This window comes from Streptomyces meridianus, assembly GCF_023703325.1.
GTDB lineage: Bacteria > Actinomycetota > Actinomycetes > Streptomycetales > Streptomycetaceae > Streptomyces > Streptomyces meridianus.
The window spans coordinates 38,435-62,802 of the sequence record NZ_JAMQGM010000013.1; the positions used below are offsets into that span (position 1 = coordinate 38,435).

At 71.6% G+C, this 24,368-nt stretch carries 19 protein-coding genes and 1 pseudogene; 8 read left to right on the forward strand and 12 right to left on the reverse strand.

The features are described from left to right. Positions 1 to 488: 488 nt before the first annotated feature. The 3 genes from M1E25_RS05450 to M1E25_RS05460 all read left to right on the forward strand — a co-directional run bounded on the left by M1E25_RS05450 (position 489) and on the right by M1E25_RS05460 (position 6,100). Complete coding sequence (locus M1E25_RS05450) at positions 489 to 1,589, forward strand: citrate synthase 2 (RefSeq protein WP_251410440.1); 1,101 nt, start codon at positions 489 to 491, stop codon at positions 1,587 to 1,589. A 365-nt stretch (positions 1,590 to 1,954) separates the two neighbouring features. Then, positions 1,955 to 5,536, forward strand: a complete 3,582-nt coding sequence (locus tag M1E25_RS05455) for a S8 family serine peptidase (protein ID WP_251410443.1) — start codon at positions 1,955 to 1,957, stop codon at positions 5,534 to 5,536. Positions 5,537 to 5,701: 165 nt separating this feature from the next. Continuing rightward, entirely contained in the window at positions 5,702 to 6,100 is a 399-nt protein-coding gene (locus M1E25_RS05460; RefSeq protein WP_251410446.1) for a DUF6281 family protein, read from the forward strand. 89 nt (positions 6,101 to 6,189) lie between these two features. On the opposite strand, the gene M1E25_RS05465 is transcribed toward M1E25_RS05460, so the two are convergent. Both M1E25_RS05465 and M1E25_RS05470 read right to left on the reverse strand, forming a co-directional pair. Beyond that, positions 6,190 to 6,831 carry a TetR/AcrR family transcriptional regulator gene (locus tag M1E25_RS05465; RefSeq protein WP_251410449.1) on the reverse strand — a complete coding sequence of 214 codons (642 nt, stop codon included), beginning with the start codon at positions 6,829 to 6,831 and terminating at the stop codon, positions 6,190 to 6,192. After that, the gene (locus M1E25_RS05470) at positions 6,819 to 7,589 is read right to left on the reverse strand and encodes an enoyl-CoA hydratase family protein (protein ID WP_251410452.1); all 771 of its coding nucleotides are present in this window, start codon (positions 7,587 to 7,589) and stop codon (positions 6,819 to 6,821) included. Before M1E25_RS05470 ends, M1E25_RS05465 begins: the two co-directional genes overlap by 13 nt. A 343-nt stretch (positions 7,590 to 7,932) precedes the next feature. Here M1E25_RS05470 and M1E25_RS05475 point away from each other — a divergent pair, with 343 nt between their 5' ends. Beyond that, positions 7,933 to 8,142 (forward strand): hypothetical protein, encoded by a 210-nt coding sequence (locus M1E25_RS05475; RefSeq protein ID WP_251410455.1) that lies wholly within the window; start codon positions 7,933 to 7,935, stop codon positions 8,140 to 8,142. Positions 8,143 to 8,576: 434 nt separating this feature from the next. Here M1E25_RS05475 and M1E25_RS25870 read toward each other — a convergent pair. Next, positions 8,577 to 8,930 (reverse strand): annotated as a pseudogene (locus M1E25_RS25870) (hypothetical protein); the annotation flags it as partial. Continuing rightward, positions 8,842 to 9,186, reverse strand: coding sequence for a helix-turn-helix transcriptional regulator (locus M1E25_RS05480; RefSeq protein WP_251410459.1), 345 nt, complete (start codon positions 9,184 to 9,186; stop codon positions 8,842 to 8,844). The pseudogene M1E25_RS25870 and the gene M1E25_RS05480, both read right to left, overlap by 89 nt. A gap of 149 nt (positions 9,187 to 9,335) precedes the next feature. Here M1E25_RS05480 and M1E25_RS05485 point away from each other — a divergent pair, with 149 nt between their 5' ends. Together M1E25_RS05485 and M1E25_RS05490 are read left to right on the forward strand one after the other, a co-directional pair. Next, positions 9,336 to 9,842, forward strand: coding sequence for a universal stress protein (locus M1E25_RS05485; protein WP_251410462.1), 507 nt, complete (start codon positions 9,336 to 9,338; stop codon positions 9,840 to 9,842). A gap of 42 nt (positions 9,843 to 9,884) precedes the next feature. Then, positions 9,885 to 10,931 carry a TerC family protein gene (locus tag M1E25_RS05490; RefSeq protein ID WP_251410465.1) on the forward strand — a complete coding sequence of 349 codons (1,047 nt, stop codon included), beginning with the start codon at positions 9,885 to 9,887 and terminating at the stop codon, positions 10,929 to 10,931. Positions 10,932 to 11,143: 212 nt separating this feature from the next. On the opposite strand, the gene M1E25_RS05495 is transcribed toward M1E25_RS05490, so the two are convergent. Continuing rightward, a complete protein-coding gene (locus M1E25_RS05495) occupies positions 11,144 to 11,908 on the reverse strand; it encodes a GntR family transcriptional regulator (RefSeq protein WP_251410468.1) in 765 nt (254 codons plus the stop codon). 113 nt (positions 11,909 to 12,021) lie between these two features. On the opposite strand from M1E25_RS05495, the gene M1E25_RS05500 reads away from it, so the two are divergent. Beyond that, complete coding sequence (locus M1E25_RS05500; protein ID WP_251410472.1) at positions 12,022 to 12,354, forward strand: hypothetical protein; 333 nt, start codon at positions 12,022 to 12,024, stop codon at positions 12,352 to 12,354. A gap of 487 nt (positions 12,355 to 12,841) precedes the next feature. Here the strand turns inward: M1E25_RS05500 and M1E25_RS05505 are convergent, their stop codons facing one another. The 7 genes from M1E25_RS05505 to M1E25_RS05535 form a co-directional block, all read right to left on the reverse strand. Continuing rightward, positions 12,842 to 13,057: a type II toxin-antitoxin system HicB family antitoxin gene (locus M1E25_RS05505; protein WP_251410475.1), complete on the reverse strand. Its 216-nt coding sequence runs from the start codon at positions 13,055 to 13,057 to the stop codon at positions 12,842 to 12,844. 138 nt (positions 13,058 to 13,195) lie between these two features. Further along, positions 13,196 to 14,800 (reverse strand): 4-coumarate--CoA ligase family protein, encoded by a 1,605-nt coding sequence (locus tag M1E25_RS05510; protein WP_251410478.1) that lies wholly within the window; start codon positions 14,798 to 14,800, stop codon positions 13,196 to 13,198. A 144-nt stretch (positions 14,801 to 14,944) separates the two neighbouring features. Then, on the reverse strand, positions 14,945 to 16,150 hold the full coding sequence (locus M1E25_RS05515) for an acyl-CoA dehydrogenase family protein (protein WP_251410481.1): 1,206 nt from the start codon (positions 16,148 to 16,150) through the stop codon (positions 14,945 to 14,947). Between the two features lie 431 nt (positions 16,151 to 16,581). After that, a complete protein-coding gene (locus tag M1E25_RS05520; RefSeq protein WP_251410484.1) occupies positions 16,582 to 18,513 on the reverse strand; it encodes an acetyl/propionyl/methylcrotonyl-CoA carboxylase subunit alpha in 1,932 nt (643 codons plus the stop codon). Positions 18,514 to 18,520: 7 nt separating this feature from the next. Next, the gene (locus M1E25_RS05525; protein WP_251410487.1) at positions 18,521 to 20,119 is read right to left on the reverse strand and encodes an acyl-CoA carboxylase subunit beta; all 1,599 of its coding nucleotides are present in this window, start codon (positions 20,117 to 20,119) and stop codon (positions 18,521 to 18,523) included. Next, a complete protein-coding gene (locus M1E25_RS05530; protein ID WP_251410489.1) occupies positions 20,116 to 21,813 on the reverse strand; it encodes an acyclic terpene utilization AtuA family protein in 1,698 nt (565 codons plus the stop codon). Before M1E25_RS05530 ends, M1E25_RS05525 begins: the two co-directional genes overlap by 4 nt. Further along, positions 21,810 to 22,604, reverse strand: a complete 795-nt coding sequence (locus tag M1E25_RS05535) for a TIGR03084 family metal-binding protein (RefSeq protein ID WP_251410492.1) — start codon at positions 22,602 to 22,604, stop codon at positions 21,810 to 21,812. Before M1E25_RS05535 ends, M1E25_RS05530 begins: the two co-directional genes overlap by 4 nt. A gap of 228 nt (positions 22,605 to 22,832) precedes the next feature. Here M1E25_RS05535 and M1E25_RS05540 point away from each other — a divergent pair, with 228 nt between their 5' ends. Then, the gene (locus tag M1E25_RS05540) at positions 22,833 to 24,347 is read left to right on the forward strand and encodes an ATP-binding protein (RefSeq protein ID WP_251410495.1); all 1,515 of its coding nucleotides are present in this window, start codon (positions 22,833 to 22,835) and stop codon (positions 24,345 to 24,347) included. Positions 24,348 to 24,368 lie beyond the last annotated feature (21 nt).

The window sequence follows — 24,368 nt, forward strand, 5'->3', positions numbered from 1 at the left end:
AACCGGAACCGCCCGGGACCCGCAGACCTCCACTCCCGCGGCGGGCCCGGCACGGGCCCGTCACCCGCACACCCGCAACCCCAGCAGCCCGCGACCCCGTCGCTCGCGAACGACCGCCCGACTCGACCGCACATTTTCCCCAGCCGCGCCGTGCGCCAACCCTCACCGGGCGCAACGGTTCCTGTGCGGCACATCACCCTTCCCCGTGCGCCCCCGACCCGTCACACTGAGTCGTCGTGCACCCAGTGCCACCCTTTGCGGAATGACCGGCAACCCGCCCACAGCCCGGGGCACGCCCGGACCGGGAACAGCCGACGGACCCCGGTTCCCGCCGCCGGGGGTGGACGACCCCCGAGCGGGGCATCACCCGGGTGACCGGTCGGGAGCGTGAGCCGCACACCCGCGGACGCGTATCCGCCCCGGCACCGGACGTCACTGACAGCCTGGTCACGAGCCACATGTCGACCACATCCCCGAGGAGCCGCCAGATGTCCGACTTCGTACCCGGACTCGAAGGAGTCGTCGCGTTCGAGACGGAGATCGCCGAACCCGACAAGGAAGGCGGCGCACTGCGCTACCGCGGGGTCGACATCGAGGACCTGGTCGGCCACGTCTCCTTCGGCAACGTGTGGGGCCTGCTCGTCGACGGCTCGTTCAACCCCGGCCTGCCGCCCGCCGAGCCGTTCCCGATCCCCGTGCACTCCGGCGACATCCGCGTGGACGTGCAGTCCGCGCTGGCCATGCTGGCGCCGGTGTGGGGCCTGAAACCGCTGCTCGACATCGACGCGGCGCAGGCCCGTGACGACCTGGCCCGCGCCGCGGTGATGGCGCTCAGTTACGTGGCGCAGTCCGCGCGCGGGCAGGGCCTGCCGATGGTGCCGCAGAAGGAGATCGACACGGCGGAGACCGTCGTCGAGCGGTTCATGAAGCGCTGGCGCGGCGAGCCGGACCCCAAGCACGTGAAGGCCGTGGACGCGTACTGGACGTCCGCCGCCGAGCACGGCATGAACGCCTCGACGTTCACCGCCCGCGTGATCGCCTCCACCGGCGCCGACGTGGCAGCCGCCCTCTCGGGCGCGGTGGGAGCCATGTCCGGCCCGCTGCACGGCGGTGCGCCGTCCCGCGTCCTCGGCATGATCGAGGAGATCGAGCGCACCGGGGACGCCACCGCGTACGTCAAGCACGCCCTCGACAAGGGCGAGCGGCTGATGGGCTTCGGCCACCGCGTCTACCGCGCCGAGGACCCCCGGGCCCGGGTGCTGCGGCGGACGGCCAAGGAGCTGGCGGCGCCGCGCTTCGAGGTCGCCGAGGCACTGGAGAAGGCCGCGCTGGAGGAGCTGCACAACCGGCGTCCCGACCGGGTGCTGGCGACGAACGTCGAGTTCTGGGCGGCGATCGTGCTGGACTTCGCCGAGGTTCCGGCGCACATGTTCACGTCGATGTTCACCTGCGCCCGTACCGCGGGCTGGAGCGCACACATCCTGGAGCAGAAGCGCACCGGCCGGCTGGTGCGTCCCTCGGCCCGCTATGTGGGGCCCGGCTCGCGCAGCCCGCAGGACGTCAGCGGCTACGGCGACATCTCCGGCTGACCTGCGCTCTCTAGGCGTCTCCGGTTCCGACGGACGCCTCGACGCCGGCCCGGTGGTCCCGTGCATCCGCGGCACACCGCCGGGCCGGTGCGCGTCACCTCGCCGCACGGGTTCTCACCGGCACCGCACACCCCACGGGCCTCACAGGCACAGCGCGAACCTTGGCCGGATCCGGCCCCTGAGGCCCCCTGGCGCTTACCCTCCCTTTACCTTCAAAATCGCCATGTCCATGCTCGGCGGCATCGGTGCGTCCCCCCACGCCCCCCACCCGGGGCACCGTCCGCGCCGGGCTTCCGACCGTTCTGGCGCCACGTGCACTTCTTCGCTCCGGCGGGAGATCCCGCCTCCACTGAAGGAGAGAGTTCGTGGGTAGACGCACCCTGCGGTCCCGAGGCCTCTACGCCTCGCTGACCGCCGCCGCCGTGGCCCTGCCACTGGCCCTCGGCTCGGCTCCGGCCGCCGCCGCGCCCGCACCGCCCGGTCCGTCGCCGCTCCAGCAGAAGGCCGAGACCAAGGTCCTCGGGCAACTCGGCGACAAGGACCGCAGCACGTTCTGGATTCGGCTCGGCTCACGGGCCGACGTGTCCGCAGCCCGTGCGGCCGAGTCCAAGGACGCCAAGGCACGCGCGCTGTTCAAGGCCGAGACCGAGCACGCGGAGAAGAGCCAGGCGGGAGTGCGCACCCTGCTGAAGAAGGCCGGTGCGCACTACAAGAGCTTCTGGATCAGCAACACGATCAAGGTGACGGCGGACAAGTCGCTCGCCGAAAAGATCGCAGCCCGCCCCGAGGTCACCGCGCTCGAGGCCGACGATCCGGTCGTCATCCCCGATCCGCTGCCCGGCAAGGACGAGCCGTCCGTCGACGCGGTCGAGTGGAACGTCGACCGCGTCGACGCCCCCAAGGTCTGGACCGACCTGGGCGTACGCGGCGAAGGCGTCGTCATCGCCAACATCGACACCGGCGTGCAGTACGACCACCCGGCGGTCAAGGCCGGCTACCGCGGCCTGAAGTCCGACGGCTCCTACAGCCACGACTACAACTGGTTCGATCCGGCCTCCGTCTGCTCCGGCACCGCGCCCTGCGACAACAACGGCCACGGCACCCACACCATGGGCACGATGGTCGGCGACGACGGCGCCGGCAACCAGGTCGGCGTCGCCCCCGGCGCGAAGTGGATCGCGGCCAAGGGCTGCGAGTCCAGCTCCTGCAGCCGCGACTCGCTCCTCGCCTCCGGACAGTGGGTCGTCGCGCCCACCGACTCCGCCGGTCTGAACCCCCGCCCCGACCTGGCACCCGACGTGGTGAACAACTCCTGGGGCTCCGGCGTCTACGACACCTGGTACCGGGACACCGTCCAGTCCTGGCGGGACGCCGGCATCTTCCCGGCGTTCTCCAACGGCAACAGCGGCCCGAACTGCAACACCTCGGGTTCACCGGGCATGTACACCAACGCCTACTCGTCCGGCGCGTTCGACATCAACAACACCATCGCGAGCTTCTCCTCGCGCGGCACCGGCGAGAACGGCGCGATCAAGCCGGACCTCGCCGCGCCCGGCGTGAACGTGCGCTCGGCCTGGACCGGCGGCGGCTACAACTCGATCTCCGGCACCTCCATGGCCTCCCCGCACACGGCGGCCACCGTGGCGCTGATGTGGTCGGCCTCGCCGGCGCTCCAGGGCGACGTCGCCGAGACGGAGAAGCTGCTCGACGCCTCCGCGACCGACGTCGACAACACCACCTGCGGCGGCACCGCGGCCGACAACAACGTGTTCGGCGAGGGCCGACTGAACGCCTTCGACGCGGTCAGCGCCGCCCCGCGCGGCGCGCTCGGAGCGGTCGCCGGCACCGTCACCTCCGGCTCGCAGCCGCTCGCGGACGCCACCGTCAAGCTGTCCGGCACGATGAACCGGACGCTGACGACCGGCCAGGACGGCACGTACGCGCTGCCGAAGGCCATGGTCGGCGAGTACACGCTGACCGTCTCCAAGTTCGGCTACCTGACGAAGGAGTACAGCGTCACGGTCGTCGAGAACGAGACCGCCACCCGGGACGCCGCCCTGGACGCCGCCCCCAGCGCCAAGCTGAGCGGCACCGTCCGCACCGAGGCCGGGCCCGAGGCGGGCGCCGCCGTCGCCGTCCAGGGGACGCCGGTGAGCACCGAGACCGGCGCAGACGGCACGTACGAGGTCACCCTGCCCGTCGGCTCCTACGACGTCGCCGTCACCCCGGTCAGCCGCTGCGCCTCCGGCACCAGCGTCGCCGTCGAGGTGACGGAGGGCGGTGCCACGAAGAACGTCGATCTGGCCAGCCGGACCGACACCGCCGGCACCAGCTGCCGGCCGGCGGACCGGCAGTTCCCCACGGGGGACACCGAGCTGGAGTACTCCAGCAACACTTACGGCGCGAGGGAGTTCGACCTGCCGTTCCCGGTCGCCCTCTACGGCGACACCTACCGCAAGGCCACCGCGACCATCGAGGGCGTGCTGGCCTTCGGCGACAGCAGCACCACGTCCATCAACCGGACACTGCCGAGCACCCTGAACCCCGACGGGGCGCTCTACCCGTTCTGGGACAACCTCCAGCTCGACGACGAGGCCGGCGTCTACTGGGCCACCCGCGGCACCGCCCCGCACCGTCAGGTCGTGGTCGAGTGGCGGAACGTCATCATCACCTCGTCTCCCTCCAGCGACCGGCAGCGGATCAGCTTCGCGGCCGTCCTGGGTGAGGACGGCGCCTACTCCTTCCACTACAAGGACATCGGCACCGGCAGCTACGAGAACGGCTCCGGTGCGACCATCGGCGCCGAGAACGCGGCCGGCACCGACGCTCTGCAGTACGCGTACAACGAGCCGGCGGTCCGGGACGGCATGACCATCGCCTTCCGCACCGACCGGAGCGCGATCGTCTCCGGCACCGTCAAGGACGACAACGACGGCCTGCCGGTCGACGGCGCCGGCGTCGAGGTCACCCGCGACGGCGCGGCCGTCGGCTCCACCACCACCGGTGAGGACGGCAGCTACCTCGTGCAGGTGCCGGCCGAGGACCGCGGCGACTACACCGTGGCGGTGACCGCCGACCACTACGCGGCAGGCAGCCGCACCGCGTCGCTCACCGGCGGCGAGGTGTCCCGCGAGGCCACGTCACTGGCCACCGGACGAGTGCAGATGCAGTCGCCCGACCTGGAGTTCGTGATCCCGGCCGACGAGACCCGCACCCGCACCATGACCCTCGCCAACTCCGGTTCGGCCACCGACTACACGGTGAGCGAGAAGGACGGCGCGGCCTGGCTGAAGACCTCCCCGGCCTCCGGCAACCTGGCGAAGGACGAGGAGCAGAAGGTCACCCTGACCTTCGACACCGCCGGCGCGGCTCCCGGCTCCGTGCTGCGCGGCACGGTGCAGGTGGCCTCGGACAGCGGCCGGGAACCGGTCCTCGAGATCCCGGTCACCGTGGCCGTCCCCGCGTACCGGAAGGCCCTCGACACCGGCGCCACCGGCTCGACGGTCGACCTGCTCGGCGACAGCTGGGGCCCGGACCGGGCCTACGCGGCCGGCGGCTACGGCTACCTGGGCTCGTCCGCCACGGTCCGCACCACCAAGACCGTGTCCGGCACGGAGGAGCAGGACCTCTTCCGCACCGCGCGGCAGGGCCCGTACGAGTACCGGTTCGACGGGATGCCCGACGGCGTCTACCAGGTCGAGCTGGGCTTCGCCGAGCTGAGCAACAAGGCACCGGACAAACGGGTGTTCGACATCCTCGCCGAGGGGACGGAGAAGGTCTCCAACCTCGACATCGCACTCGAGGCGGGCGGCTCGCACAAGGCCCTGACCAGGAGCTTCACGGTCGAGGTCAAGGACGGGCAGCTGAACCTGCGGCTCGTGGCGGTCAAGGGCAAGAGCCTGGTGAACACCCTCCGGGTGTCCCACCGGCCCGACCTGAACGGCTGACACGCTGATCCGGGGCGCTGGCCGATGCGTTGCTGAAGCCGGTGCTCCGAGGGGGGCGCGGCTCCGCCCGGTCACGGGCGGGGCCGCACCTGCCGCGCTTCGCCAACTGCCTGCCGACAACAACGCGTTCGGCGGCTCGGAAAGAACGAGTGAGGAACGAAACTGATGACCGTTGCGCTCTCGGTCCGCCAGCACGTCGCCCTACGCGCGATGCTGGTCGTCGCGGCTGCCGTGGCCTCGGCTGCCGGCTGCACGGTGTCGGGCGGCGGCGAGAGCGCGGCAGCATGCGCACACGTGGTGACCTATGAGGATCGCAAGTACCACGGTGTCGCCAACATCGACTTCACTGTCGGGGAAGAACTCGGCACCGCCACCCAACCGCCCTGTTACGACACCGGGCGCCGGACCGAGGAACGTGCCACCGAGTCGACCGCCCACAAGGTCGAGGGACTTGACCCCGACATCGCCATCGCGGTGGGGGACCCTGATGACGCCCACCTCATGGTCTCCGGGGCCAACAAGTCCCTTCCCCCCGAGATCGAGAAGCTGCGCGACCGCCCCTGATGCCGCTCGCGCGCCCGACAGGGGGCTGCCATCAGCGGGAACACCACGATCGCACCCGTCATGTGGAGCCTTGGGGGGACTCGCCCCTGTCAACTACGGTCCTGATTGGCCTGGTTCAGCTGGTCGTCGAGGATGCGCGCCCACTGCTCGACGACACGTTCGCGGCGCGCCCGGTCGTCGGTGAGCACGTTGGCGAGGCCCAGGCCGCGCGCCATGTCCAGCAGACCCTGCACGGTCTCCCGTACACCGGGGACGCTTTCGTCCACCCCGAGGAGTTCGACCGCCATCCGGTGCGTCTCCCGGCCGACCCTGGCCTCCAGGGCCGTCACCCGGGGCCGCAGCCGTTCCTCGTTCGACGCCGCCACCCACAGCTGGAGCGCGGCGCGGAACAGCGGGCCGGTGTAGAGGTCCACGAGCCACCGCACGATCACCGCCGTCCGGGCGCTCGACCCCTCGGGCGGCAGATCGCCGGATAGCGCCAGCACCGCTGCCGAACGTTCCTCGGCGACGTGCTCCACCGCCGCCGTGAACAGGTCCTCCCGGGTGGGGAAGTGGTGCTGCGCCGCCCCGCGGGACACCCCGGCTCGCTCGGCGACCACCGTCACCGTGCTGCCGGTCCAGCCGTACTCGGCGAGGCACGCCACGGCTGCTTCCAGCAGGCGCTGCCGGGTGGCGCGGCTGCGGTCCTGCTGGGGGTCCCGCGCGGCGGCGCGACCGCTCACGTCAGCCACGTGGGGTCACGGCGCTCCAGGAAGGCCGTCATGCCCTCCCGGGCCTCGTCGGACGCGAACAGCCGCGCCGACTGCTCGGCGAGCGCCTCGGTGTCGCGGTCGAAGGCGCGCAGCACGTCCGCGGTGACCAGCCGCTTGGACTCCTCCAGCCCCTGCGGCGAGGCCCGGCGCAGCCCGTCGAGCACGGGCGCGAGGGCTTCGTCGGCGGCGCCGTCGGTGGCGAGAGTGACCAGTCCGATGCGGGCGGCCTCGGCGGCGTCGAACTTCTCGCCGGTGAGGTAGTAGCGGGCGGCGGCGCGCGGTTCGAGGCGGGGCAGCAGCGGCAGGGAGATCACGGCGGGGGCGAGGCCGAGCCGGGACTCGGTGAAGGCGAAGGTGGATCCCGGACCGGCCACCGAGATGTCGCAGGCGCCGAGCAGTCCGAGGCCGCCGGCCCGTGCGTGGCCGGTGATCCGGGCGACGACCGGCTTGGGCAGTTCGACGATCGTCCTGAGCAGCCGGGCCAGCCCCAGCGGGGCCGCCGTCGGGGCGTCGTCGGCGCTCGCCTCGCTCAGATCGGCGCCCGCGCAGAAGGTGTTGCCGGTGTGGGTGAGTACGACGGCGCGGGCGTCCGGGTCGGCGGCGGCGTCGGCCAGTCCCGCGTGCAGTTCGGTGACCAGGCGGCTGGAGAGCGCGTTGCGGTTGTGGGGCGAGTCGAGCGTGAGGACGGTGATGCCGCGTTCGGTGGCGCGGCGGACGAGGGGTTCGGTCTCCGTCATGTGGGCCTGATCCTTCCTGGGCGAACGGGCCTGCCCCCGCTCCCGGTAGCCTGCGCGCGGTCCGCGGCGGAGCGCGTGCAGCGGCCCACGGGTGGCCGGAGCGCGGCACTCAGAGGGTGGCAGCGGCCCCAGAAACAATCAAGCGCGCCTGCATGGTTCGACGACCAGGCCCGTGACGCCGGTGCAGTCGGCGCAAGGGCTACCGATCCGTCATTTCAGGATGATTTACCGCCAGGCACCCACAACTCGTCGACGACAAAACCCGGTTCCGGATACACAGGCCTGTGGGAAGCGCTCCACGAACTCATCGAGCGGGAAACCATCGAGGTCCCAGGGAGTCCGGTTGCTCAGCATCAATGTCGCCGTTCTGCTCGCTGTCATCGTCGTCGTCCGACTGCGTCGCCGAACCGAGGCCAGAAGCCGGTTCGACGACAAGCTCGGCGTGGTCATCGTGCTGGCGCTGGGGGTGCTCATTGCCCCGACACCGCTGGGCCAGGGAATTCTGGATGCCCTGGGCGAACTCGTGGGCGGTTTCTCCCGGGCAGGCATCTGAGTTGAACAATCTCGCATGGTCGTTCCTGGCCGGTTTCCTGGTGACCGTGATCGCGTTCACCGTTGTTTCGCTGGTCGTGATGACCGGATTCGAGGAGCCGATTGCAGGATGACTGAGCGACTCGGGAGCGCTGATGCGGCGGCAGCACGTGCTCGCGTTGGTCGCGGCGGTGCTGTGTATCGGGGCCGAACTGTGGGTGCGCGTGGAGACCGCCATCCGACGGTGAGGCCGTCGCAGACCCCGTCCGGGGCGGGCGCAGGTCGCGCCCGCCCCGGACGGAGGGTGTCAGAGCTGCCGGTAGTAGATCGCAACGGGGAACGGAACGCACCCGATGCTCTCGTAGAGGGCACGGCAGGAGCGTGGAAGGCATCCCCGCCGGTGCCGATCTCGACCACCTGCGCGCCGAGTTGTCGCATCGCGTCGAAAGCGTGCTCACACAGGACAGTACCCACGTGGTCCCGTCGGTGCTCCGCCCCGACCGCGAGGATCACGACGGTGCCGTTCCTGCGGCCCGGGTCGACGGTCCAGGCCACATAACCGGCGATGGCACTGCCGATCTCGGCAATCGCGACGCACTTGTGCCGCCTGGGGTCGTGGAGTTCCGCGACCTGCTTGCGGTAGTCACCGCGAAACGGTCCGCGATGCGCCGGACGCCGGCATCCGGACCGCGGCCCGTGGGGCCGGTCGAGGCAGCGCGCCTCAGGTGTCGGCCGACCCCGGTTCCGCGGGCACGGCGTCGGGGGTGTCCTCGCGGTGGAGGAAGGCGCCGAGGAGGTCCCCGACGGGATGGTCGGCCTCGGCGGGGTGGCGCAGGGCGACGGTGGGGTCGATGGTGTAGCGGTTGCGGCGGCCCACCCGGGTGCGGGTCAGGTATCCGGACGCTTCCAGGTCGGCGACGATGATCTGCACTGCCCGCTCGGTGATGCCGATACCTGCGGCGACGTCACGCAGGCGGACCTCCGGGTCTCCGGCGATGCGCAGGAGCACCCGTGCGTGGTTGGTCAGAAACGTCCACTGGTCCCCACGTGCCGGTGTCGTACCCATGCCCTCCATCATACGAACCGCACTTCGGGCATCCACCCTCCTCATGCGAATCTTTATTGACGAATTTTTTTTCGCGTAATTATTGACGGGCATCGGATTACGGAGGGACGATTGGGGCATTCCGTTCCATAGGGAAGGAGGGTGGCGCCATGACCCGACAGCCCCTGCACTCCGCGCATGACGGCGTTCCCCGCCCCGGACGAACGGGCCTTGCACAACCGGTGGCGGCAGTGCTGACCGACCGGGTGGACGATGTGGCGGTTGCCGAGGCCGCGGTGCGGATGGCACTGACCCGCCGCGTTCCGCTGCTGCTGATCGTCGCGATGCCCCCGCGCATCCGCCGCGCCTCCCTCGCACCGACCTCCGCGCCGGTGCGAGCCGTACTGGCCCGCGTCATGCCGAAGGTGGGCCCGCACGGAACGGGCTGCATCCCCGAGGTCCTCCACCTGCCCGCGGGCAGAGGTTCGCGGCTGGCGGCGGCGGAGGCGTTGCTGGCACTGGCCACCCGTCACCGGGCCCCGCACGTGGTGGCGGCCCGCCGCGGCCCCGAAGGGCTCGACGGGCTCGCGCTGATCGAGGCCGCGGCCCTGCGCAGCGGCCCCTCCGTTCACGTGGTCGCCCCCGCCCGGTCCCCCCGGCACCCGCTCTCGCCGTAGCGCCTTTGCGTCCTTCCCTGCTCCGGAGAGGAACCGTTCGCGATGAATGACCTGTCGTTCGCCGTCCCGCTGTGGGTATGGGCCGCAGTCACCGTCGGCATCGGCGTGATGCTCGCCGTCGACCTGATCGCGCACCGCGACAACCACGTGATCGGCTTCCGCGAGGCAGCGATCTGGAGCGGCGTCTGGATCGCCATCGGCCTCGGCTTCGGTCTCATCCTCTGGGCGTGGCAGGGCGGGGAGGTGTCCTCCACCTACTACGCCGGCTACCTGATCGAAAAGGCCCTGTCGATCGACAACGTCTTCGTCTTCGCGCTGGTCTTCTCCTTCTTCGCCGTGCCCGACGCCTACCAGCACAAGGTCCTCTTCTGGGGCGTCCTCGGAGCCCTCGCGGCCCGGCTGGTGTTCATCTTCGTCGGCGCCGAACTGCTCCAGGTGTTCTTCTGGACCGCCTACCTCTTCGGCGCGTTCCTGATCTGGACGGGCTGGAAGATGGCCGTGTCCAAGGACGAGGAGGTTCACCCCGACCGCAATCCCGTCGTCCGCCTGGTCAAGAAGCTCATCCCCACCGACCCGAAATTCCACGGCTCCCAGTTCTTCGTCCGCATCAACGGCAAGCGGGTGGCCACGTTGCTGTTCGTGGTCCTGGTCGCAGTGGAGGCCACCGACCTGATCTTCGCCGTCGACTCCGTGGCCGCCGTACTCGCGATCACGACCAACACCTTCCTGGTGTGGACCGCCAACGCCTTCGCCGTACTGGGCCTGCGAAGCCTGTACTTCTGCCTCGCCGGACTCCTGCGCCGCTTCGCGTACCTGCACTACGGCCTCGCGGTCCTGCTCGTCTTCGCAGGCGTCAAGCTCATCCTGTCCGAGACCCCGGTCGGCAAGCTCCCCATCCCCCTCACCCTGGGCGTCATCGCCGGGACGATCGCCGTTTCCATCGCCTGGTCGCTGATCTCCACCCGCAACCGGCCCGCCGAAGCCGACGAGGCGCCGACCGGGACCGAAGCCGGTTCCGCAGGCAGCGGCGATACGGGCCCCGACCGCTCCACCACCGCCCGCGGCCCGCACGGAACGGGACCGCCTTGACGCCAACTCGGTGCGCCGCCCGCCCGATGCGGGGCCCCGTCAGGGACGGCCGGAATGAGCGAGAGCAGAAGGAGTCCGGGCCCCCTCAACAGCCACGCCGCGGCGGCGGACCGCCCGCAGCGCCGGGTAGGCCCGGCGGCGGAACACTCATGCGTCGATGCCACCTCGTACGCTCGCCATGAGCGTGACGACGAACCGGCCGGCTGCGGCGGCTACTCCCCCGCAGGCTTGACGGGAACCCAGTACGCGATCTCCCAGCGCACGTCGGGCACCACGATCGTCGCCGTCTCGACCGGCCGCCCGTCGGTGGCGCAGTAGGTCCGCTCGATCACGGTCACCAGGTCGCCGACGGCGATTCCCAGCAGGTTCGCCTGCTCCTGCGTGGCGCGGGACGGGCGTGGCACTTCGAGGGCCGCCTCGACCTCGACACCGATGGAGCGCATGCGCTCCACCACGCCCGCACCGGCCAACGGCCCCATCTCCGGCAGGACGACCGGCGTGCCTCCGGTGACCGCCATCGGCTCCCAGGACTCACTGAGCTGGACGGGCAGTCCGTCGCCGAGGAATTCGTAGTGCGTCACGACGCACGGGTCGCCGGGGGCGATGGCAAGGCGGTCCGCAATGTGGTCGGGCGCCGGTGTCCGGGCCGCACTGCGCGACTCCCAGGTACCCGCCAGCCCCTTCTCCCGCATGTCGGCACGGAACGGCGATCCGCCGCGCATCTCGCGGTGCTGCGACCTGACCATGCGCAGCCTCTCGCGCGGACGGCGGACGTAGGTGCCCGATCCGGCTCGGCCTTCGAGCAGGCCCTCGATGATCAGCCGCTCCATGGCCCGTTGGGCAACGCTCTGCCCGACCCCGTACTCGGCGGCGACGGCAGCCCGGGACGGAAGCCGGTCGCCGATGACCCACTCCCCCGCAGCCAGGCGTTCACGCAGCCGATCGGCGATCTGCAAGTACGGCGTCTCTCGCGGCAATTCGGGCTCCCCGCAGGGTCGGGCGTCGACATTGACAAGTTAACCCATCAGGTGCAAGCTGAGCATTCAGATGCACGTTGTGTAATCAAGCACTCACTCATCGGGGGAGCATCGTGCCGAGTCCGCGAAGCCGCGCCATCGCCCTCGCCGCCGCCCTGAGCGCGGCGACAGGCAGCGAGCCGACTGTTGCCACGCTCCCCGACCGCTTCCGCATCGAGGTCGAACTGCCCCGTCGCATCACCCGTTCGGGGATCGACCTCATCGTCGCCGCACTGGACGACGTGACCGCCTACGGACACCGCAGCGCCACGGGCACCGCCCCCGCGGTCCTGTGGGCCGACATCGCCATCGCAAGGGGAGACCATGACCGCGGGCCGAACCACGCCTCAACCGGAGCCGTGCGCCGTGTGCCGGCAACTCACCGCGCAGAAGGTGCAGGCCCGTGAGAGCGGCGACCTGAGCCGTGAGACCGACTGCATCGTTCTCTTCCGACGGCATGAGCAGCAGGCGCACCGGGAACGCACCTGACTGCGGGACCCTTGACAGCGCATGGCACGGGCGAAGCGCCGGTGTGCCAGCTGGGCGCGTTGGTGACGTTACGGGCTTTCGCCGCCCGGAGGGCCGTGGTTGACGGTCAGGGCTGCTGCGTACTCCTCCGGCACGGTCCGGCCCGCTAAGGCCGGCGAAAGGTACGGCTCCAAGGCACCTGACACGTCCAGGAAGGGCCCGAACCGCGCACACCATTCACTGCGCGCGGTTGCGTCGGGAAACCCCCGGAAAGCCGCGACTTCGGGATCCCGTTCACCCCAGCGACGGTCCGCTCGCCGCTGCGGTACTTGGCGTGGCTGCCGCGGGTCGAGATGTGTTCGAAGCCGCCGCGTTCGAGGGCCTTGGCAACAGCTGCACCGGAGAGGCCGGTGGGAACAGCAGGGGTCATGCGACACGCACCTCGACCGGGGCAGTGATCACGTCGGTGACCTCGGGTGCCGGGGCGTCCTCGAAGTACAGTTCCAGCGCCTCACGCAGGTTTTCCAGGGATTCCTCGATGGTCGCGCCCTGAGAGGTGACCTCGACCTGGAGGCAGCGCGCCACGTACCACTCACCCTCATGGGTGATCGCAGCGGTCAGGTGCAGTGCGTCAGCCGTCATACCGCCAGTCTGGCACGCACCGCCTCCACCGAGCAGCAGCTTCTCCTCCTGTCACCCGCGTCCATCCCCCGCTGCCGCCGGGTGGGAGGGACACCGGTTCGGGTGTCCCCTCCCGTACCGTCAGCCGTCAGCCGGGCCCTACGGCCGGTCGGCGGCGCGGAGTTCGCGGCGGAGGATCTTGCCGCTGGCGGCGCGCGGCACCTGCTCCACGAACGCGACGCGCCGCACCTTCTTGTGGGGGGAGACCCGCTCGGCGACGTACGCCATCACGTCCTCCGCGGTGAGCCCCGCACCCGGCTGCCGGACGACGAACGCCTTCGGTACCTCGTTGCCGTCGGCATCCGGCGCGCCGATGACGGCGGCGTCGGCGACCTGGTCGTGGGTGAGCAGCACGGCCTCCAGATCGGCCGGGGCCACCTGGTACCCCTTGTACTTGATCAGCTCCTTCACCCGGTCGACGATGAACAGCCAGCCGTCGGCGTCGACGCGTCCCACGTCGCCGGTGTGCAGCCAGCCCTCCGCGTCGACCATGGCGGCGGTCTCGTCGGGCCGTCCGAGGTAGCCCTTCATCACCTGCGGCCCGCGGATGACGACCTCACCCTCCTCGCCGACGCCGAGGTCCCGCGACCGGTCCTCCAGGGCGACGATCCGCATCTCCGTGTTCGGCAGCAGCTTGCCGACCGAACCGGGCGCCGGATCGGCCGCGTTCAGCGGCACCACGTGGGTGCCGGGCGACAGCTCCGTCATCCCGTACGCCTGCATGATCGGCGGCAGCCCGAGCCGCTTCGAGCAGGCGGCCGCGAGGTCGGCGTCGAGCGGGGCCGCGGCACTGACCACGTACTCCAGCGAGGAGAGGTCGTGATCCGCGACGACCGGGTGCTTGGCAAGGGCGAGCACGATCGGCGGGGCCACGTACAGCGCGTTGACCTTGTACGTCTCGATCGCGGTGAGGAACTGCTCCAGGTCGAACCGGGGCAGCACGACGACCGTCGAGCCGTTGCGCAACGGCGCGTTCATCAGCGCGGTGAGCCCGTAGATGTGAAAAAACGGCAGGACGGCCAGCACACGGTCGCCGGGGCCGCTGGGGATCAGCGGGTGGATCTGGGCGAGGTTGGTCGCGATGCTCCGGTGGGTGAGCATCACGCCCTTGGGCGCGGCGGTCGTACCGGAGGAGTAGGGGAGCACCGCCACGTCCCGGGCCGGATCGATGTCGACGACGGGTTCCGGTGCGGTCGAAGCGAGCATGTCGAGGATCGAGCGGTGGCCTTCCGCCTGGTCGCAGACGAACACCTCCTCGACGCGCAGCGGTTTGCCCGTCCCGTCGGCGGCGGCGATGGAGGCCAGTTCGACGGCGGCGCGGGCCGCGGGCAGCAGGGCGGAGACGGTGACGACCCACCGGGCGCCGGAGTCCCGCAGCTGCTTCGCGAACTCGTCCGGCGTGGCGAGCGGATGGACGGGGGTTACGGCCGCTCCGGCCCGGGTGGCGGCGTAGAAGACGGCCGGGTAGGCGATGGTGTTCGGGCTGTGCAGGGCCACCACGTCACCCTTGCGGACCCCGATGTCGGCGAAGGCCGCGGCCATGCGACGGCTGGACTCGTCGAGCTGCCGGTGCGTGACGGTCATGCCGCTGACACCGTCGATCAGTGCCGGGGTGTCGCCGTACCCGGCGGCGCGGCCGAGCACAGCGTCGTGGATGGGCAGGTCGACGACGGGGACGTCGGGGTACTCGCTGCGGAACACCATGGCGGAACCTCTCCCTCTGTGGTTTTCCGGTCCCCGGGGCGGCCGGGCTCCGGTCCGTGGCGGTGCGGCGGTGCGGCCGGCCCTGCGTTCCCTGGGTCACGCCCTTCGGGAGCGCCGGGCCTGTGCCTGCCCAGCCCGGCGGTCTCAGTACGACTTGGGGAGACCCAGGGACTGGTGGGAGACGAAGTTGAGGATCATCTCGCGGCTGACGGGCGCGATCCGGGACACCCGGGCTGCCGTGATCATGGAGGCGATGCCGTACTCGGTGGTGAGCCCGTTGCCGCCGAGGGTGTGCACGGCCTGGTCGACGGCCTTGACCGCCGCCTCCCCCGCCGCGTACTTGGCCATGTTGGCGGCCTCGCCCGCCCCCATGTCGTCGCCCGCGTCGTAGAGCAGGGCCGCCTTGCGCATCATCAGCGCGGCCAGTTCGAGCTCGATGTGGGCCTGGGCGAGCGGGTGTGCGATGGCCTGGTGGGCGCCGATCGGCTCCTTCCACACCTGCCGGGTCTTCGCGTACTCGACGGCCTTGCCCAGGGCATGGCGGCCCATGCCGAGTGCGAACGCGGCGGTCATGATCCGCTCGGGGTTGAGGCCGGCGAACAGCTGGAGCAGGCCGGCGTCCTCGTCGCCGACGAGCGCGTCGGCGGGCAGCCGGACGTCATCCATCACCAGCTCGAACTGCTTCTCCGGGGCGGCGAGTTCCATGGGTATGTGGTGGTACGCGAACCCGGGGGTGTCGCGGGGGACGACGAACAGGCAGGGCTTGAGCTTGCCGGTGCGGGCGTCCTCGGTGCGGCCGACGATCAGGGTGGTGTCGGCGATGTCGACGCCGGATACGAACACCTTGCGGCCGGTCAGCAGCCAGTCGCCGGTGTCCGGGTCGCGGCGGGCGGTCGTGGTGATGCGGTGCGCGTTGGAGCCGGCGTCGGGCTCGGTGATGCCGAAGGCCATCTTGGCGGAGCCGTCGGCGAGGCCGGGGAGCCACTTCTGCTTCTGCTCGTCGGTGCCGAAGCGGGCGATGACCGTGCCGCAGATCGCGGGCGAGACGATCATCAGCAGCAGGGGGCAGCCGGCAGCTCCCAGTTCCTCGAGGACGATCGCGAGCTCGGTGATGCCGGCTCCGCCACCGCCGTACTCCTCGGGGAGGTTGACGCCGAGGTAGCCGAGTTTGCCGGCCTCGGCCCAGAGTTCGTCGGTCTGCCTGCCCTCGGCGGTGACGGTGGTGAAGTACGCGCGGCCGTAGCGGGCGCCGAGGGCGGCGACGGCCTTGCGGAGGGCGGCCTGTTCCTCGGTTTCGAGGAGGGCGGGGGTCGGGGCGGCGGGGTTGGTGGGGCCGGGCTGGGTGGGCATGGGGCGGGCTCCTCCCGGGGTGGCGGGGCGCGTGCGCTGTGCGGGGGCGGGTTGCGCGGTGCGGGGTGGTGGTGCCGGGTGGTGCGGGGTGCATGGCCGGGGCGGTACGGGGTGCGGGGGCGGTACGGGGCCGGGGCCTCCGGCGAGGGGGTTCCTGGACCGTATATTTACGGCCGCGGCCGGCCACAAATACACGGAAGTGTCCAGAAACCCCCTCCCCTGCGGCCCCGTCCCCTCGCGTGAGTGGTCTCCGGTCCCGCAGCACGGCGGTCGAGGTCAGTGGGCCCGTTTCCGTCGACCCCGCTCCCGCGGTAGGGGGTGGGATGGGGGTGGTGGGTGGGTTTCCGTGGGTCTGCCGGTTGAGGTGTGGGGGGTCTCGATTTCGCTGTCGAGTTGGAGAGTTCAGGGCTGGGGTTTCGGGTGGTTGGGCGTCATTGGGGTTCGTCGTTCGGGGTCACGACGGCCAGGAGGGTGCCGACGTCGACTTGGGTGCCGGGGGTGGCGTGGAGGGCGGTGAGGGTGCCGGCGGTGGGGGCCGTGATGCGGTGCTCCATCTTCATCGCCTCCAGCCAGAGGAGGGGTTGGCCGGCCTCGACGGGGTCGCCGACCGCGACGTCCGCGACCCGGATGACGGTGCCGGGCATGGGCGCGAGGAGGGAGCCGGGTTCGGTTCGGGCGGTGGGGTCCGGGAATCGCGGCAGGGGGGTGAAGGTGAAGGCGCCGAGCGGGCTGTCGACGTGGGTGCGGTCGTGGGTGGTGACGTCGAAGGTGCGGGCGATGCCGTCGGTTTCGAGGGTGATCGCGGTGGGCGTGGCATGGAGGAGGCGGGTGGTGGGGTCGTCGGTGCGCAGGCCGTCGCGGGTGTGGTGGTACGCGATCTCGTGGACGGTGCCGGACGGTTCACTGCGGTAACTCTTCGTCCGGGGTGCCGAGATCACGTTGCGCCAACCACCCAGCCGCAAGGGGAGGGTGGGGCCTGCGGCGTGGGCGGTCGCTTCGGCCAGGGCGGCGGCGAGGGCGGAGAGGGCTTCGGCGGACGGGTCGGGCGGGGTGTTGAGGTCCGCGAGGTGGCGGTCGTAGAAGCCGGTGTCCAGGCGGGCGGCGGCGAAGTCGGGGTGGCGCAGGGAGCGCACGAGGAGGTCGCGGTTGGTCACCGGCCCGTGCAGGTGGGCGTGTTCCAGGACGTACGCGAGGCGGCGGACGGCCTCGGCGCGGGTGGGGGCCCAGGCGATGACCTTGGCGAGCAGGGGGTCGTAGTGGACGCTGATCGCGTCGCCGTCGGTGATGCCCGAGTCGAGGCGGACGTGACGGGTCTCGGGCAGTCGCAGCCGGTGCATGACGCCGGTCTGGGGCTGCCAGTCGCGCGCCGGGTCCTCGGCATAGAGGCGGGCCTCGACGGCGTGGCCGGACGGCGCCGGGGGCTCGGGGTCGAGCGGTTCGCCCTCGGCGACGCGCAGTTGGAGGGCGACCAGATCGATGCCGTGGACGAGTTCGGTGACCGGGTGCTCGACCTGGAGGCGGGTGTTCATCTCCAGGAAGTGGGCCCGTTCGCCGGAGACCAGGAACTCGACGGTGCCCGCGCCCCGGTAGCCGATGGCGCGGGCCGCTTCGGCGGCGGCCTCGTGGAGGGTGGCGCGGAGGTGGTCGGGGAGGCCGGGCGCCGGGGCCTCCTCGATCACCTTCTGGTGGCGGCGCTGGAGGGAGCAGTCGCGGGTGCCGAGCACCCGGACGGCGCCGTGGTCGTCGGCCAGGACCTGCACCTCGACGTGCCGGCCGCGTTCGACGTACGGCTCGACGAACACCTCGCCGTCGCCGAACGCCGAGGCGGCCTCGGTGCTCGCGGCGGCCAGTTCGCCGGGCAGGTCGGCAAGGTCGCGGACGATGCGCATGCCGCGTCCGCCGCCGCCGGAGGCAGCCTTGACCAGCAGGGGCAGGTCGCCGTCCGTGGCGTCGCGGGGGTCGATGGCCGCGAGCAGCGGAACACCGGCCCGCGCCATGAGGTCCTTGGCCCGGGTCTTGGACGCCATCGCCTCGATCGCCTCGGGCGGCGGCCCGATCCAGGTCAGCCCGGCGTCGAGGACGGCGCGGGCGAACTCGGCGTTCTCGGAGAGGAATCCGTACCCGGGGTGGACGGCGTCGGCGCCGGCGGCCAGGGCGGCTTTCACCACCAGGTCGCCGCGCAGATAGGTGTCGGCGGGCGCGTCGCCGGGGAGGCGGACGGCGGCATCGGCCTCCCGGGTGTGGGCGGCCCGGGCGTCGGCGTCCGAGTGGACGGCGACGCCTGTGATGCCCAGTTCGCGGCAGGTGCGGAAGACGCGGCGGGCGATCTCGCCCCGGTTGGCGACGAGGACGGACTGGATCACGGGAGCCTCACATCCGGAAGACGCCGAAGCCGCCCCGCGCGCCCTCCACGGGTGCGTTGTGGACGGCCGACAGGCACAGGCCGAGGACGGTTCGGGTGTCGCGCGGGTCGATGACGCCGTCGTCGTAGAGGCGCCCGGACAGGAAGTGCGGGAGGGACTCGGACTCGATCTGCTGCTCGACCATGGCGCGCAGGGAGCTGTCCGCCTCGTCGTCGTACGGCTGTCCCTTCGCGGCGGCGGACGCGCGGGCGACGATGGACAGGACACCGGCCAGCTGCTGGGGGCCCATGACGGCGGCTTTGGCGGACGGCCAGGCGAACAGGAAACGCGGATCGTACGCCCGTCCGCACATGCCGTAGTGACCGGCGCCGTAGGAGGCGCCCATGAGCACCGACAGGTGCGGGACGCGGGAGTTGGAGACCGCGTTGATCATCATCGCGCCGTGTTTGATGATGCCGCCCTGCTCGTACTCCCGGCCGACCATGTAGCCGGTGGTGTTGTGCAGGAAGACCAGGGGGATGTCGCGCTGGTTGGCGAGCTGGATGAACTGCGCGGCCTTCTGTGACTCCTCGCTGAACAGCACGCCCTGCGTGTTGGCGAGGATGCCGACCGGGTAGCCGTGGACGGCCGCCCAGCCGGTGGCCAGGCTGGAGCCGTAGAGCGGCTTGAACTCGTCGAAGTCCGAGCCGTCGACGACGCGGGCGACGACCTCGCGCGGGTCGAACGGGGTCCTCAGGTCGCCGGGGACGATGCCGAGGAGTTCCTCGCCGTCGTACTTCGGCGGGTCGGCGATTCCCGGATCGGGCTGCGCCCGGCGGTGGTTGAGGCGGGCGACGACGCGGCGGGCCTGGCGCAGCGCGTCGGGTTCGTCGACCGCGTAGTAGTCGGCGAGCCCGGAGGTGCGGGCGTGCATGTCGGCGCCGCCGAGCGATTCGTCGTCGCTCTCCTCACCGGTGGCCATCTTGACCAGCGGCGGCCCGCCGAGGAAGACCTTCGACCGCTCCTTGATCATGACGACGTGGTCGGACATGCCGGGGACGTACGCGCCGCCCGCCGTCGAATTGCCGAACACCACCGCAACGGTGGGGATTCCGGCGGCCGAGAGCCGGGTGAGGTCCTTGAACAGCGCCCCGCCCGGGATGAAGATCTCCTTCTGGCTGGGCAGGTCCGCGCCGCCGGACTCGACCAGGCTGACCACCGGCAGCCGGTTGGCGAAGGCGATCTCGTGGGCGCGCAGCGCCTTCTTCATGGTCCACGGGTTGCTCGCCCCGCCGCGCACGGTCGGGTCGTTGGCGGTGATGAGGCACTCGACGCCCTCGATCACACCGATCCCGGTGACGAGTGACGCGCCCACCGGGTAGTCGCTGCCCCACGCTGCGAGCGGCGAGAGTTCGAGGAACGGGGTGTCCGGATCGACAAGCAGCTCGATGCGTTCGCGGGCGAGCAGCTTGCCGCGCTCGCGGTGCCGGGCGGTGTACTTCTCACCGCCTCCGGCCACGGCCTTGGCGTGCTCGGCGTCGAGTTCGGCCAGCTTGCCGAGCATCGCCTCGCGGTTGGCGGCGTACTCCGGCGCGGCGGTGTCGAGAGCGGACGGCAGGACGGTCACAGGAGGACCTCCGGGATGTCCAGCCGGCGGGAGCGCAGCCACTCCCCCAGGGCCTTGGCCTGCGGGTCGAAGCGGGCCTGGGAGGCGACGCCCTCGCCGAGGATGCCGTCGACGGTGAAGTTCAGTGCCCGCAGGTTCGGCAGCACGTGCCGCGTCACCTCCAACGAGGCTGTCTCGGGCAGTAGTTCACGGAAGCGGTCGACGGTGAGGGTGTGGGCGAGCCAGCGCCATCCCTGCTCGTCGCGGGCCCATGCGCCGACGTTGGCGCTGCCGCCCTTGTCGCCGCTGCGCGCCCCCGCGACCAGGCCGAGCGGCGCCCGGCGGGCCGGCCCGTCCGGCAGCGGCTCCGGCAGGGGCGGTTCCTCGACGTCCGCGAGTTCGAGCGTCGTCGCCGGGTGCGGTACGGGGACGCGTTCACCGTCGGGGAGCACCGCGGTGTGGGTCACGCTCGCGGCGTCCGTGTGCACGGCCTCGAACACCCCGTAGGGCGCGCCCTTGCCGGGCGGCGCGGTCACGTGGAAGCCGGGGTAGCCGGCGAGGGCGAGTTCGATGGCGGCGCCGCTGAGCGCGCGGCCGACGGCGTCGGCGTCCGGGTCTCGGACGACCAGCCGCAGCAGCGCGCTCGCCTCCTCCTCGGTGCCGGCGTCGGGGTGGTCGGTGCGGGCGAGGGTCCAGTGCACCTCGGCGGGGCGGTTGCTGCCGAGGGCGTCGTCCATCTGGTCGCGCACCAGCTGTGCCTTGGCCTCGATGTCGAGGCCGGTCAGGACGAACACGACCTCGTTGCGCCAGCCGCCCATCCGGGTCAGCCCGGTCTTGAGGGTGGGCGGCGGGGCCTCACCGCGGGTGCCCTCGACACGCACCCGGTCGGGGCCGTCCTGGGTGAGGCGGACGGTGTCCAGCCGGGCGGTGACGTCGGGCCCGGCGTACCGGGCGCCCGCGGTCTCGTAGAGGAGCTGGGCGGTGACGGTCCCGACGGTCACCGCGCCGCCGGTGCCCGGGTGTTTGGTGACGACGGCGGAGCCGTCGGCGTGGATCTCGGCGAGCGGGAAGCCGGGGCGGCGCACGTCGTGTTCGCCGAAGAAGGCGTAGTTGCCGCCGGTGACCTGGGGGCCGCACTCCAGCAGGTGCCCGGCGACGACGGCCCCGGCGAGCGCGTCGTGGTCGTCCGGCTTCCAGCCGAAGTGGGCGGCGCACGGCCCGGTGACGAGGGCGGCGTCGGTGACCCGGCCGGTGACGACGACGTCCGCGCCGGCCCGCAGGCACGCGGCGATCCCGGCGCCGCCGAGGTAGGCGTTGGCGGTCAGGACGCCGGGGGGCCAGCCGCGCTCGGCGGCCTCGGGCAGCAGGTTGTCGCCCTCGACGTGGGCCACGCGGACGGGCACGCCGACCCGGTCGGCCAGCTCGCGCACGGCGTCGGCGAGTCCGGCGGGGTTGAGGCCGCCCGCGTTGGCGACGATCCGCACGCCGCGCTCGTGCGCCAGGCCGAGCCCTTCCTCCAGTTGCCCGAGGAAGGTGCGGGCGTAGCCGCGGCCGGGGTCCTTCATCCGGTCCCGGCCGAGGATGAGCATGGTGAGTTCGGCGAGGTAGTCGCCGGTGAGGACGTCGAGCGGGCCGCCGGTGAGCATCTCGCGGAAGGCGTCGAAGCGGTCGCCGTAGAAGCCGGAGGCGTTGCCGATCCGCAGGGGGGCGCTCATGCGGCGCCTCCTGACGGCTCGCGGCCCGGGCCGGGCGGTCCGGCGAACGCCTGGGCGATGTCCAGCCACCGGTCGGCGCCGGCGCCCTCGGCGCGCAGGGCGAGGTCGGCGCGGTGCGCGCGCTGGGTGACGAGCAGGCAGAAGTCCAGGGCCCGTCCGGTGACCCGCTGGGCGGCGTCCTCGGGACCGAACGTCCACAGCTCCCCGTCGGGGGCGGTCAGTTCGACGCGGAACTCCTCGCCGGGCGGCTGGATTCCGTGGGCCAGGTGCGCGTAGTCGCGGGTACGGGTGCCGAGGCGGGCGATGTGCCACAGCCGGGCGGACGGGGGCCGCGCGACCTCGAGCGCGTCGGCGACGTCCTGCCCGTGCGCCCAGGTCTCCATCAGCCGGGCAGAGGCCATCGAGGCGATGCTCATCGGCGGGCCGTACCAGGGGATGCGGGTGCCCTCGGGGAGGTCGACCAGGGTCTCGACCAGTTCCTTGCGCCCCTCCCGCCACAGCATCAGCAGCTCGGACGGCGGGTGGGCGGCCAGCGGCTCGGCCCCGTCGTCGACGAACGTGTCCGGCGCGGCCAGGGCCTTCCCGGCCTCCTGGGCGAACGCGTCGGGTTCGTTGACGGCGAGCAGCGCCTGCTCGTCGGTCCAGGCGAGATGGGCGATCTGGTGGGAGACGGTCCAGCCGGGTGCGGGGGTGGGCCGCTTCCAGTCCGCGGGCGGCAGCCCGCCGACCAGCCGGTCCAGCTCCTCGCCCTCGCTGTGCAGGTCGATCAGCACGGTTCGGGCATCGGACACGGTGTGCTCCCCTCGTCGGGCGTGCGGGCACGGCCGGCCGGTGCGGCAGCGGCGCCGCGGGCCTGCGGGTCAGCGTGGCAGCGACCGGCGCACCAAACAAGCATGCGTGCATGATTTTTGCCGGTGGCCGGGCCGGGAGACGTGGCGGAGCGTCAACTCGAGTTGTACGGATTCTGTAGCAGTAGACTTGTACGAGTTCCGTTCAAGTCGACTTGACTGGGAGCCACCGTGACGTATGACCTGGCCAAGCCCTCCGACGTGGTCGACCGCGAGCGCGAATGGGATCTGCTGACGGACTTCCTCGCCGACCCGTCCCGCGAGATGCGGCTCGGCATCGTGTCCGGGCGCCGCCGGCACGGCAAGTCGTACCTCTTGCGGGCTCTCTCCGAGAGGGTCGGCGGCCTGTACATCACCGCCGTCCGCGAAGAGGGCCGCGGCACGGCCCTGCAACGCTTCAGCGATGCCGTGGTCGCCCACGCCGGCATGCGACCGGGGACCCTGCGGTTCAGCGACTGGCGCGATGTCCTGGTCAATGCGATGGACGTCGTCTCACGCCAGGCGGCTACGCCCTTGCTGGTCATCGACGAGCTGCCGTACCTCATCCAGCACTCCCCCGAGGTTCCGGGCCTGATCCAGCAGCTCTACGACGAGCATCAACAGGGCGGGGGCACCGGCGCCCGGCTGGTCCTCTGCGGTTCCGCGATGAGCGTGATGCACGAGCTGCTGTCCGGCGCCAAGCCGCTGCGCGGGCGGGCCGTCGTCGATCTGCGGCTGGGTCCGTTCGACTTCCGCGCGAGCCGGGACTTCTGGGGGATCGAGGATCCGCTCACCGCGCTCCGCGTGCACGCCGTGCTCGGAGGCGCGCCCGGATACCTCCCCGTTGCGGGCCGTCCGAGCCCGAACAACGGCTTCGACCAGTGGCTCGTCAGCACGCTGCTCGACCCCGGACGCGCCGTGTACTCCCGCACCGAGACCGAGTACCTCCTGCGGGAAGACCCTCGTATCACCCACCACACGCTCTACTACGACATCCTCACGGCCATCGCTCAGGGAGCCACCACCCCCACGAAGGTGGGATCCGCTCTGGGGCGGCAGCGCACCGCGATGACTCACCCGCTCGATGTCCTGATCTCCACCGGTTACGTGCAACGCGAACAGGACGTTCTCCGCACGCGGCATCCCGTCATCACCCTGGCCGACCCCGTCATCCGTTTCAACCAGCTCGTCACCCTCCCCCAGGCCGTCACGATCGAGGAGGGGTTCGCCGAACAGATCTGGCAGGCCTCCACCCCCACCTTCGACTCGAAGATTCTGGGGCCGCATTTCGAGGACCTCGCGCGCCAGTGGACGCGTCGCCATGCACACGCCGTACTGCCGGACGGCCTCCCCGGGCCGGTCGGAACCACCGAGGTTGCCGACCCGGCAGCACGGACCCGACACGAAGTGGACGTTCTTGCCCTTGTCTTGGGTGAACGCCCCCAGTCCCCGCGCGCCCGGATCGCCGTGCTCGGCGAAGCCAAGGCGACCGCAGCGCGACGCGGTGCCCGGGATCTGGAACGACTGGAACGGATCCGGGATCTGCTCGCCGAGCAGGGACACGACACCAGCGGGACGACCCTGGCGCTGTACTCACTCCACGGCTTCCACGACGACGTCGTGCAGGCCGGCGAGCGACGCAACGACGTCCTCCTCGTCGACCTCCCCGGCCTCTACGGAGTGCGGGAACCGGTGGTCCGTCCCTGACCGCCCACGCGGCGCCGGCCC